Source organism: Bacillus songklensis (assembly GCF_042649685.1).
GTDB lineage: Bacteria > Bacillota > Bacilli > Bacillales > Bacillaceae_H > Bacillus_BA > Bacillus_BA songklensis.
In genome coordinates, this window is the sequence record NZ_JBHRZT010000052.1 from 581,376 (window position 1) to 594,422 (window position 13,047).

A 13,047-nucleotide genomic window follows, 5' to 3' on the forward strand; every position below is an offset into this window, starting at 1 on the left:
GGGGCACGGATAAAAACAATTCGTGCCCCATTATTTATGTGAGATATAATAGAAGGGTCGTAGTTTGAAAGAAAGAAGGAGAAAATGTGAGTAAATTATCTTCCTCAGCCACCGTGTTTGCCTCCCTCCAATGGCTCTTTTTTATTTTCGCCAATACGGTAGTTGTGCCGGTCTCGATTGGGAACGCTTTCCATTTAGAGGCGGAGCAAATAGCAATAGCAATGCGAAGTTCGTTTATCGTCACGGGCCTTGCGTGCATATTGCAAGGAATCATCGGGCATCGCTATCCGTTGTTGGAAGGGCACTCGGGCATATGGTGGGGACTTATTCTTAGTTTATGTACTTCCGCTTCTTCGGTTGGAATGAGCTATGCAGAAGTGGGAGGCGGTCTTGCATTGGGGATTCTTCTTGCAGGTGCTGCAACGATGATGATTGGTGCATTGAATTTAGTTCCCCTATTGCAAAAAATCTTTACCCCAATGGTCATGAGTATATATTTGTTGTTATTGGCCATTCAGCTTATCCTTATCTTCTTTAAAGGAATGCTGAAGGTGACGGAAGAAGGTTCCCTTGATTTGCCGGTCAGTCTTTTTTCCATCGCCATTGTCATTCTGGTAAGCGTAATCAGCATAAAAGGGAAAGGGCTTATCAGCAATTTTGCGATTTTGATCGGAATTACCATTGGCTGGATTTTATATGTATGGTTATTTCCCTCATCTCCTTTGGTTAGCAGCACAGGTTTTGAGCTGTCGCTGTTTCCATGGGGAAAACCACAGTTGCAGCTTGGGGTTGTCATTACAGCGTTTTTAGCGGGGATATTAAACGCAAGTAATACCATGGCCTCGATCCGTGCATCAGAAAAGCTGCACGGAACAACAACAGAAAACAGTCAATATCGCTTTTCCTTCACGATCACGGGCCTTTTTACCTGTATTGCCGCTGTGTTAGGTCTTGTTCCTTATGCGCCCTTCACATCTTCCATCGGCTTTTTGGAAAGTTCCAGGATTTTAGATCGGAAGCCATTTCTCATTGGCGGCGTTTTATTTGCCATTCTGGGGATTATCCCCGCACTGGGCGCATTGTTTTCAACGCTGCCTGTGACAGTAGGGAATTCGGTGTTATTTGTAGCCTATTTACAGCTGTTTGGGACAGCGTTACGAAGCATTCAAGACTATACGTTTAATTCGAAAACCATTTATCGTATTGCCCTTCCTGCATTAATGGGAATTTCCTTAATGAACATGCCACCCGAGGTTTTTGCCAGTGTATCCATCTACATTCGTCCTCTAATCAGCAATGGTTTATTAATGGGAATCTTGTTGGCTATTGTATTGGAGAGTACGGTCAAATGGTCCAAGTATGAATGAGAAAAGGAAGAGAAACCTCTGCATCCTTATGGGCGCAGAGGTTTATTTTTGCAGTTTTAAAAACAGGTCTATAACATTATTGAATGATGCAGATAAGAAAAAAGACCGTTTTCAAATAACTATAGTTATATAAGGTATGGGATCATAGTCTTCATTCCAACTATCAAGACATTATGTTTGATATTTTAATAGAATATTTTATTAATAAAATAAGCCATTTGGTTTATTGTTGTAAAAAAATAGTGAGATATAATCGAATAAAAGTTTGATAATTCACAAAATTATCTTTGTTCTAAATTGTTGGAGGGGGGTACACATGAGAAAGCTAAGAAGGTCTGCTGAAAAGAGGGAGAAAGAAGCGGCTAAACTAGCAAAAATAACAGTTGGATCTATCATGGCCGGGAGTTTATTGCTAGGTTCTGCATTGTCAACGCCTGTACAAGCTGCAACAACTTCAGACAGCTCGGCGGAATCAGCGCCTATTGATGTAAACACTATTCCAGAAGAACGTCTTGCTAAGACTTTGCAAGAGCGCGGTATGATTTCAAAAAGTGCTTCAGTGCAGGAAGTTCAACAAGCAGTCAAACAGTATATTAAGGAAAAAGGAGGAGACATACATCAAAAGCATAACCACCATAATGATAAGATGCTTGATCAAAAAGCCTCAGAGTTTTTAGCGAAACAAAAAGACAAGCTAACAAAACAGTTGAAAAATGGCCATGAAAACTTTAAAAAAGGAAAGCCGAACGGCTATGTAAAAGTAGATTCTGCGAAGCAAGGCTCTTACAGCGGCTCTGTTCGTACAGATAAAGTTCTTGTTTTATTAACAGAGTTTGCCGACTTCAAACATAACAACGTGGTGCAAGAAGACGGTTATATGTACGCGAAAGATTTCAATCGTGAGCATTATCAACAGTTAATGTTCGGTGATGAAGAATTCACACTCTTTAATGGGGAAAAAATTCAAACATTCAAGCAATACTATGAAGAACAGTCAGGCGGCAGCTATACAGTGGACGGCACGGTATCCGATTGGCTAACAGTGCCGGGCAATGCGCGCGAATATGGAGATGACAATCCAAATGGAGGGAATGATAATTTAAATCCTAAAGGACCTCGCGATCTTGTAAAGGATGCATTGAATGCAGCGGTTAAAGCGAGTATCGACTTGGCCCAATACGATCGATTCGACCAATATGATATTGATGGTGACGGAAATCAAAATGAGCCGGATGGTTTAGTCGATCATTTAATGGTCATCCATGCCGGTACAGGTCAGGAGGCAGGCGGCGGTAAATTAGGTGACGACGCAATCTGGTCACATCGTTGGACATTAGATGGCCCGTATGAAGTCGATGGTACAGAGGCGAAAGTCGACTATTGGGATGGAAAAATGGCAGCGTACGACTACACAATCCAGCCGGAAGACGGAGCGGTTGGTGTGTTTGCCCATGAGTTCGGCCACGATTTAGGATTGCCGGATGAGTATGATACCCAGTATACAGGCGAAGGCGAGCCTGTTGCATCATGGTCCATCATGAGCGGCGGCAGCTGGAACGGGAACATTGCCGGAACGGCACCGTCCAGCTTCTCCCCGCAAAATAAAGAGTTTTTCCAAAAAGTAATGGGCGGCAACTGGGCCAACATTACCGAAATCGATTATGAAGACATTGCGAAAGACGGCGTAGCGACTATTATTGACCAAAGTGTAACCAAATCCAAAAATCCCGGCGTCGTAAAGGTTAACTTGCCGAAAAAAAAATTGCAAGGCATTAAGCCTGCTTTTGGCGCGAAGTACTATTACAGCACAAAAGGAGATGATCTTCTGACAAGAATGACATCACCTGAATTTGATTTAACAAATGCAACGTCTGCATCATTTAATTATAAAGCGTACTTTGATATTGAATGGGATTACGACTTCTTATATGTAAATGCGATAACAGACGATGGTCAAGAAATATTAATCGATACAATCGGTGATGACGATACAGATCGTGATACTCGCGCAGAATCTTCAAAAGGCCAATGGATAGACAAGTCCTATGATTTAAGTCAGTTTGCGGGCAAAAAAGTGAAGCTTGTATTTGAATACGATACAGACGGTGGTCTGGCATTGGACGGTTTTGCATTAGATAATGCAGAGTTAGTAGTAGACGGTAACCAAGTGTTCTTCGATGATGCAGAAGGTACACCGAAATTCCAATTGGATGGATTCGAAACAACAGACGGCAGCTATTTCAAAGATAATTACTATTATTTGGAGTGGAGAAATTATGCCGGTGCTGATAAATCATTAGCGTATTCCCGCGGTGCGAAATACAACACAGGTATGGTTGTATGGTACGGTGACGAAAGTTTCATGGACAACTGGGTTGGCGAACACCCTGGTGAAGGCTTCCTGGGAGTAGTCGATGCACATCCGGCAGCCGTTCCTAATATAGAAGGGAAATTGACGCAAAGTACTCGTTACCAGGTAGCGAATGCAGCGTTCTCATTAGATCCTACACCGGCATTTACAGTATCGAACTCTGTACGCGGTACTTACAATTTCTTAAGTTTACCGGGAACGACTGCTTTTGATGATGCGAAATCTTATATTGATGCTCGCATTCCTGATGCAGGCCGCCTTGTTCCAAATCACGGCCTGAAATTCCAAGTCATCGGTGAAGCAAAAGATAACTCAGCAGGTGCAATTTGGATTCATAAGTAATAAATAGCGGTATACATCGAAAGAAGGTCTGGGCATATCCAGACTTTCTTTTTGCTATGTAAGAAAGCATAAACAATCTAGTACTCTATGTTTCGTATTAAAAATTTTATGAAAAAAAGGTTTAGCATAAAGGGGAAGTGGTATATCATAACCAACCACATAAAAAAGTGGTAGAGCACAACTTACTAGAATAATGAAGGAGGAATTAAAAATGGCAGACAAAAACAACAAAAATAACAGAAACGATGATAACAAAATGAGTCGAGAAGAAGCAGGCCGCATGGGTGGAGAAGCAACTTCCAGAAATCATGATAAGGAATTCTATCAGGAAATCGGCCGCAAAGGCGGAGAAGCAACATCAGAAAATCATGATAAAGAATTTTATCAAGAAATCGGTCAAAAAGGCGGAGAAGCAACATCTAAAAATCATGGTGATGATTTCTATGAAGAAATTGGTGAAAAGGGCGGGGAATCAAGAGGCAATAGCCGCAAAAATTCAAAAGGCGATAACGACTAAACATGACAGTGTCTAGGGTAAAAGGCATTGGAATAGTTTAGCAGAAATCGCCCCTGTGTAAAATGGTTTAACGAATACTTTAATAATGATTATACAACAACTCAATTGAAAATGAAGGTAAAAATTTATAGCTTCATAAAAAACGTCCTTTCCCGTATGACGGAAAGGACGTTTTTTTATATGCTCCCAACATAAGGTAACAAATCAAATTTGTTGAAAATGAGGCTGGATCAAAAGCATTTGATTTTAAACCAATTGGATATTCCCCTTTTACAATCGTCTATTCTCGCACATAATAAGGGACAAGTTCATCCAGTGTAAAGAGTGATAATGCACTTTACAGCTTTACATGTGTAAAAAAAGATTGAATATAATCATAGTACTGATTATAATATTTTTGATGTAAAGTCGAAGTTTACACGTGTAAAATAAGGGGGTTGACAATGACTAAGGCAAAGAATATATCAAATCGCAAGCTTTTAAGTATCGCAGGGCTTGGTTGGTTGTTTGATGCGATGGATGTGGGGATGTTGTCCTTCATCCTGGCCGCTTTACAAAAAGAGTGGAATTTATCTGTCCAGCAAATGGGATGGATTGGGAGTGTGAACTCCATCGGTATGGCCGCCGGCGCGTTCATATTTGGACTTTTAGCCGATAAAATTGGGCGTAAACATGTTTTCGTTATTACATTATTGTTGTTTTCCGTCGGAAGCGGATTGTCCGCTTTTTCCACTACGTTAGCTGTATTTTTGCTTTTACGCTTTTTGATTGGGATGGGACTTGGAGGGGAATTGCCGGTTGCATCCACATTAGTGTCAGAGACAGTGCCCGCAAAAGAGCGGGGAAAGGTAGTGGTATTGCTTGAAAGCTTTTGGGCAGGAGGCTGGTTGATCGCCGCGCTCATTTCCTTTTTTATCATTCCAAAGTTTGGATGGCAGACAGCTTTGCTTTTAAGCGCGCTACCTGCATTTTACGCTTTGTATTTACGCTGGAATCTACCCGATTCACCGCGCTTTGAAGCAGTTCAAACAAAGCGTTCTGTGTTTCAGAATATGGCGGATGTCTGGTCAGGACAGTATCGCCGTGAAACGATTATGCTTTGGGTTTTGTGGTTTTGTGTCGTTTTCTCCTATTACGGCATGTTTTTATGGCTTCCAAGCGTTATGGTCATGAAAGGATTCAGTCTAATTAAAAGCTTCCAGTATGTCTTAATCATGACATTGGCCCAACTTCCGGGCTATTTCAGCGCTGCCTGGCTGATTGAGCGAGCTGGTCGAAAATTCGTGTTAGTCACCTATTTAATTGGAACGGCAGTAAGTGCCTATTTCTTTGGAAATGCTGAGTCATTGCCATTATTATTAACGTCCGGTATTTTCTTATCTTTCTTTAATCTAGGAGCATGGGGCGGGTTGTATGCCTACACTCCAGAGCAATACCCGACAGAAATTCGCGGAACGGGAGCCGGAATGGCTGCATCGTTCGGACGTGTCGGAGGAATATTGGGACCTCTTTTAGTCGGTTATCTTGCTGCCCAACAAACATCGATTACCATGATTTTTGCGATTTTTTGTATTGCAATCGTAATTGGAGCATTATCTGTGTTGATTTTAGGAAAAGAAACAAAAGCGAAAGAATTAGCATAAGAGATCAAGACAACCGAATATGATCCAACACCAATTATTACATCGTTGAATGAAGAAAACGGCATAGAGACAAGAGAAGAGCAGCATAGTTTAATCACAAAGCTGTACGAAAAAATTTATCAGCTTGGAACAGCTGAAACAAAACAGGAGATCCGTTCATTACGGATTTTAAAGGGGCTCAAAAGCCTCTAGGAAATGATCATCATCTATATAAATCCACATAACGAATTCGGCATAGGCAAAAACCGCCCATGTCGAATTCGTTACGCATAAGCAGCTGCTTATACGAAGACCCTTTTAGCAGACTCAAGGTGGGAAAACCAAAAAAGCCATAAGAGAACCATAGGCAAATGTTTATGTCGGATTATTAAATTGGATTTATATATTTTTCTGTGATAAATGTCGCTGAAATCCTTGATTTTCTTGGATTTTTAATGATGGTTCATCACAGGAGGTTGTCCCAAAAGTACGTTTTTTGTACTTTTGGGACAACCTCTTTTTTATACGTCAAGCTGTGTCTCTGTCTAGTTCCTTAAAAATCCGCCAATTGACGGGCTTTCTTTATGAGTATTTCGAATTAAGAAGGAAATGGTACGAGTTATGTATAAATAGAAGGTAGGAAGATAAAAGGCGGGAGGGACGCGATGTGGAGCAGCAAGTGCGTATTGGCAGTATCATTCGTGAACTAAGAAAAATGGTCGGATTGTCACAAAAAGAACTGGCACAAGGGATTTGTACACAGGCACAAATCAGTAAGCTTGAAAACGGGGATGAATATCCTTACAGCATCACCTTATATGAAATTTCCAAACGCCTTGGTGTAGATATGAACTATTTCTTTGATATTATTGAAACGCCAAGGCTTGATTATGTAGCGGAGGTCAAAAATTTAATACGTCAATATATTCGTAAGAGGGATTATGATTCCGTCGCTCATATCGTTCAGCGTGAAAAAGAGAGTCCGCTTTTTCAAACGCCCGCTAATAAGCAATTTTTGATGTGGCATGAAGGGATTTGTGACTATTATGTATATAAAAATAAAGACAAATCGCTAAGTAAATTGTACGAGGCCATTACATTAACCCAAACCTCTCATTCTTATTACAAGGAACGAGAAATTGAGGTTTTGAACAGTGTCGCCATTATCCATAATGAAGAAAAAGAATTTGGGCGAGCGGTGGATATTTATAAAACGGCATTGACTCAATTAAAGTATTTGCCGCAGATTAAAAATGAAAAAATTAAAATTCGGATTTTGTACGGGTTATCACGGACATTGACGGAAATGGGAGAGTATAAAGAATCGTTGGTATATAGTGAAAGAGGGATCCATTTATGCATCAGCTGCGAGTCTCTCTATTTGTTTGGCGAGTTACATTATCAGTCTGGCTGCAACTTAATCAAAATGCAGCAAAAAGAAAAAGGGACACAATATTTAGAGAAAGCTATTTTTATCTTTGGGCTGGAGAAAAATGAAAAATTTGTTGCGCTTGTGAAGCAGCAGATGAAAAAGCTATTGGAACAACACGCCATCTAAAATGACATGAAAATATTACTATAATTATATGTTTTTAAAAAAGAAGCAGTTTATCGTCCATTTGATGCAGTTTTCCTGTACAGAATACGTGACAACGTTCCTACAAGCTTTTTAGAAGTAAGTTATAATAGCAGTAACATTACACTACTATAAAGGGTGATGAAGATGAAAAAATGGTTAACAAGCATTTGTCTAGCAGTAACTCTTATCGCCGGTTTTGCATCCGCGGGTGCGGCTTCTAATTTAAGCACATTCGCTGAAGAGGAAGCAGCAAGAACGTTACCAAATCAACATTAAGACGAGGTACCAAATCACTGGGCTTTTTTTCAGTTAATATCCCTTACTAAGAGCGAAAGGCGCACGGCTTTTAAGTCGTGTGCCTTTCTTTTTAAAAATATATAAATCCACATCAATCATGTAACATGGACAAAAGCGGTCCATGCTACATGATTGAGAACCTTTTGAGTCTATTCAGGATGCTCAAACAAAGGAACATAAACAGGATAACAAGCGATAGATGATGTTAAAAAATTAAGCAAGATGAGAGAACAGAAAGGTATGAATAGAAGAAGATCCGGTGATAGAGGTTAAAAAAATAAGTGGGATTTATATAAGAAATTAGACGGACTGGATATGGACAACTAATTGTATGATAAACTAACGGCAAGGCAAAATATGGTATAATGAACTTGGAGTCGAATCAGGGGGTGAAGGTGATGGAATTACAAACGTTGCTGCGTAAAGCAAAGTATCCTGTTGTATTAACGGGAGCAGGTATGTCGACGGAAAGCGGGTTACCGGACTTTCGTTCAGCTGCTCAAGGATTATGGAAATACAAAGACCCTGCAAGGCTGGCCAGTACGTATGCGATGGAGCATAACCGTGACGAATTTGTGGAATTTTATACAGAGCGAATTAAAGGATTAAAGCAATGTCAGCCTCACGACGGGCACTATATATTAGCGAAATGGGAAAGAAAAGGGCTGATTAAAAGCATCATCACCCAAAATGTAGATGGTTTTCATCATCTTGCCGGCAGCGAAAACATTGCAGAGGTGCACGGAACATTACGGTATCTTTACTGTGACAGATGCAGGCAAAAGGCAAACCATAACCTGTATTTGCAGGCACACACGACATGTGAATGCGGGGGATTTCTTCGTCCGTCCGTCGTTCTGTTTGGAGAAACACTTCCCGATGAAGCGGTGCTGGCAGCGGAACAAGAAACGAAAAAAGCCGATTTGTTTATTGTGCTTGGTTCATCTCTCCAAGTGTCTCCAGCCAATTTATTTCCGATTGAGGCAAAACGGAATGGAGCACAGCTTGTCATTATCAATATGGAAGAAACGGAATTGGATGGAATGGCTGACCTTGTGATTCATAATCGAAAAATCGGTGAGTATTTGCAGGAAATCGATGCCTATCTATCGCATGAATAAAAGTGCATTCGTTCTTTTTGTCCAATATCATAGTTTTGGAATGTAAATGTTTAGCGCCGGTTATCTGTTTTCAGGAGGGTGGTTCAAAAGCGTATCCTTTATGCTTTTGAACCACCCTCTTTATTTTATTGACTTCTTTCGGTCCCATCGTTTTTGGGTATACCTTTGATAAATTCATCCTAATTTTACTAGAGAATGAAGGGGAAAATATATTCAGTTTATTTGTCGATTTTTGTTGACAAGATTGCATGTGCAGGATAATATGTATATACAAGTTTGATCTTGTATATACAAGTGCTTGTTCAATCGCTTCATGTAAGCGATTCACCAGGCGGAATTTTTACCGGGATGGAAAGGTTTTAAGCAAAGCCGTTATTTTCCGATCTTTTGAAAAGGTGGAAGAGAGGGATAAAAATGAAACCGTTGACAAAAGGTAAAAAAAAGATGAGTTTAAATGTTTTAATATAGTTTTTGGAGAGGGAATTAACGCCGTTTACTTTCGTGGAGTTGTAAACGGTAACAGGAGGATAGAAAGATGAGTGTAAATAAAAAATCTGTGGAACAAATTGTTCAGGCTATTGGCGGCAAAGATAATATTGCAGCCGCTACCCACTGCGTCACTCGCTTGCGCTTTGCCTTACAAGATGAGAGCAAAGTGGATAAAGAGGCGCTTGAAAATATTGATCTTGTAAAGGGCTCATTCTCTGCAAACGGTCAGTTTCAGGTCGTGATCGGGCAGGGCACCGTTGATAAAGTATATAACGAAATGGTTCAGATGACAGGAATCGGTCAAGCAACTAAGCAAGAGATTAAGGATGCCGCTGCACAAAATTTAAATCCGCTGCAACGGGCGATTAAGACATTGGCGGACATTTTCATCCCGATTTTGCCAGCCATCGTAACAGCCGGTTTATTAATGGGGATTAATAACGTTTTAACCGGCCCTGGCATTTTCTTTGATGAAAAAGCATTAGTGGATGTGTATCCAAAGTGGAAAGACTTTGCAAGCATTATTAACTTAATTGCGAATACAGCATTCGTATTTTTACCAGGATTAATCGGTTGGTCTGCTGTGAACAAATTTGGCGGAAACCCGCTGTTGGGGATCGTTCTTGGTTTGATGTTAGTGCACCCTGATCTTTTAAACGCATGGAGTTACGGTGCAGCAAAAGAAATTCCAACATGGAACTTATTCGGCTTTGAAATTCAAAAAGTTGGTTATCAAGGTCAAGTATTGCCCGTATTAGTTGCTTCTTACGTATTAGCGAAACTTGAAATTTTCTTGAAAAAGCGTATTCCGGATGCATTCCAGTTGTTGCTTGTAGCACCAATTGCCTTATTGTTGACTGGTTTTCTTTCATTCATTGCAATCGGACCGATTACATTTACCATTGCTAAAGTGATTACTTCTGCCGTTGTAGGTATTTTCCACGCTGTTCCTGTGTTAGGCGGATTGCTTTACGGCGGTCTTTATGCTCCGCTTGTTATTACAGGTATGCACCATACGTTCTTAGCCGTTGACCTGCAATTGATCGGCAGCACAGGCGGAACATTCTTATGGCCGATGGTTGCTCTATCAAACATCGCACAAGGTTCTGCAGCATTAGCGATGATGTTTGTATTAAAAGATGAAAAGCTGAAAGGTTTATCCTTAACATCTGCAATCTCAGCTTATCTTGGAATTACAGAACCGGCGATGTTCGGTGTGAACTTACGCTTCCGCTTTGCCTTTATCTCAGCGATCGTCGGATCAGCGCTTGCAGGCATGGTTATTACAATGAATGGCGTACAAGCACCATCTATCGGTGTCGGCGGCCTGCCTGCCTTCTTATCCATCTTCCCGCAAAATTGGGGAGCATTCTTTATCGGCATGGCGATTGCGATCGTCGTTCCAGCTGTGTTGACATTTGTATTCGGCAAATTGCGTAAAAACAAATAATGAAACATGGAGCCTGCGAAAGAAGCAGGCTCTAAGGATTATGATAAGAAAAGCCAACGATACCATCGAACATAAAAGCATATAGCTTGTTCACGATGGTATCGTATCTTGCTTTATCCCGCATTAACGGGCAGTAAGCCCCCCACTGATGGAAGTTTCCTTTATAGAGCATACATACAGCGGAATATTAGGAGTTGGTGTGAATGAGTAAAACGTGGTGGAAAGAAAGCGTTGTGTATCAAGTCTATCCCAGAAGCTTTATGGACAGTAATGGTGACGGCATTGGCGATTTGCGAGGTATTATTTCCAAGCTTGATTATTTGAAAAAACTAGGGATTGATGTGATTTGGCTATCTCCTGTTTACAAATCACCTAATGATGATAACGGATATGATATTAGCGATTATCAAAATATTATGGATGAATTCGGCACGATGGCCGATTGGGAAGATCTTCTGTCCGAAGTACATAAACGCGGGATGAGGCTTATTATGGATCTTGTTGTCAATCATAGTTCCGACGAGCATCCATGGTTTGTGGAAGCAAAAAAATCGAAGGACAACCCATACCGTGACTATTATATATGGCGTCCCGGCAAAGATGGAAAAGAGCCGAACAACTGGTATTCCAATTTCGGGGGTTCAGCATGGCAGTATGACGAAGCAACGGGTGAATATTATTTACATCTCTTTTCTAAAAAACAGCCTGATTTAAACTGGGCAAATCCGAAGCTTCGAAAAGAAGTGTATGACATGATGAAATGGTGGCTCGATAAGGGCATTGATGGTTTCCGTATGGATGTTATCAATTTTATTTCAAAACCGGAAGAGCTGCCTGACGGTGAGCCCAAGCCCGGGAAAAAGTATGCATCCGGCAGCAAATATTATCGAAACGGCCCTCATATTCACGACTATTTGCAAGAAATGAATCGTGAAGCCCTTTCCTCCTATGATGTGATGACAGTCGGAGAGATGCCTGGGGTCACACCGGAATTGGCCCGACTTTATACAGATGAAGATCGTAAAGAAGTAAACATGGTGTTTCAGTTTGAACACATGGGGCTAGATAACGGTCCAAACGGAAAATGGGATTTAAAGCCGCTTAACTTGCTGGACTTAAAGCAGAACTTGACAAAGTGGCAAAAAGCGCTGGAAGAAAAGGGATGGAACAGTCTTTACTTCAATAATCACGATCAGCCGCGTTCAGTGTCACGCTTTGGAAATGACAAAGAATACCGCGTGGAATCAGCGAAAATGCTCGCCACCCTTCTTCATATGATGAAAGGCACTCCTTATGTCTATCAGGGAGAAGAAATCGGAATGACCAATGTTCGCTTTGAATCAATCGACGATTATCGTGATATTGAAATCATGAACATGTATCAGGAACAAAAGGAAGATGGAATTCCTGAAGAACAAATCATGGAAAGCATTTATGCAAAAGGACGCGATAACTCGAGAACACCAATGCAGTGGAATGCAAGTCCAAATGCCGGATTTACAACAGGAACGCCATGGATTAAAGTCAACCCGAATTATCATGAAGTGAACGCTGAGCAGGCGATGGCAGATCCGGACTCCGTTTACCATTATTACCGCAAACTCATTCAACTTCGAAAAGAGCAGGACATTATTGTGTACGGAGATTATGAATTGCTTTTAGAGGATCATCCGGAGATTTTTGCTTATAAACGTACACTGGACGGGCAAACGCTGCTGGTTGTTTGTAATTTTTTCGGAAAGAAGCCGGTGTTTGGATTGCCGGATACGATTGAATATAATTCTGCACAATTATTGATCAGCAACTATGCAGTAGATGAAACAGAGACGATCCATACAATCAAGTTAAAACCTTATGAAACAAGAGTATACTTACTTAAATAACAAATGGTG

8 protein-coding genes and 1 pseudogene are annotated in these 13,047 nt (G+C 40.8%); all 9 read left to right on the forward strand.

Annotation, left to right across the window (positions count from 1 at the left end):
- The first annotated feature begins 86 nt into the window (after positions 1 to 86).
- Positions 87 to 1,367, forward strand: a complete 1,281-nt coding sequence (locus ACFOU2_RS14190) for a uracil/xanthine transporter (protein ID WP_377916180.1) — start codon at positions 87 to 89, stop codon at positions 1,365 to 1,367.
- Between the two features lie 394 nt (positions 1,368 to 1,761).
- On the forward strand, positions 1,762 to 4,080 hold the full coding sequence (locus tag ACFOU2_RS14195) for an immune inhibitor A domain-containing protein (protein ID WP_449237049.1): 2,319 nt from the start codon (positions 1,762 to 1,764) through the stop codon (positions 4,078 to 4,080).
- 211 nt (positions 4,081 to 4,291) lie between these two features.
- Positions 4,292 to 4,555 (forward strand): annotated as a pseudogene (locus tag ACFOU2_RS14200) (KGG domain-containing protein); the annotation flags it as partial.
- Between the two features lie 485 nt (positions 4,556 to 5,040).
- Positions 5,041 to 6,240 (forward strand): MFS transporter, encoded by a 1,200-nt coding sequence (locus ACFOU2_RS14205; RefSeq protein ID WP_377916184.1) that lies wholly within the window; start codon positions 5,041 to 5,043, stop codon positions 6,238 to 6,240.
- Positions 6,241 to 6,886: 646 nt separating this feature from the next.
- Positions 6,887 to 7,777, forward strand: coding sequence for a helix-turn-helix domain-containing protein (locus tag ACFOU2_RS14210; protein WP_377916186.1), 891 nt, complete (start codon positions 6,887 to 6,889; stop codon positions 7,775 to 7,777).
- Positions 7,778 to 7,942: 165 nt separating this feature from the next.
- The gene (locus tag ACFOU2_RS14215) at positions 7,943 to 8,074 is read left to right on the forward strand and encodes a hypothetical protein (protein WP_377916188.1); all 132 of its coding nucleotides are present in this window, start codon (positions 7,943 to 7,945) and stop codon (positions 8,072 to 8,074) included.
- Between the two features lie 419 nt (positions 8,075 to 8,493).
- Positions 8,494 to 9,216 (forward strand): NAD-dependent deacylase, encoded by a 723-nt coding sequence (locus ACFOU2_RS14220; RefSeq protein ID WP_377916190.1) that lies wholly within the window; start codon positions 8,494 to 8,496, stop codon positions 9,214 to 9,216.
- A 535-nt stretch (positions 9,217 to 9,751) separates the two neighbouring features.
- A complete protein-coding gene (treP, locus tag ACFOU2_RS14225) occupies positions 9,752 to 11,155 on the forward strand; it encodes a PTS system trehalose-specific EIIBC component (protein WP_377916192.1) in 1,404 nt (467 codons plus the stop codon).
- Between the two features lie 203 nt (positions 11,156 to 11,358).
- Complete coding sequence (locus ACFOU2_RS14230) at positions 11,359 to 13,038, forward strand: glycoside hydrolase family 13 protein (RefSeq protein ID WP_377916194.1); 1,680 nt, start codon at positions 11,359 to 11,361, stop codon at positions 13,036 to 13,038.
- Positions 13,039 to 13,047 lie beyond the last annotated feature (9 nt).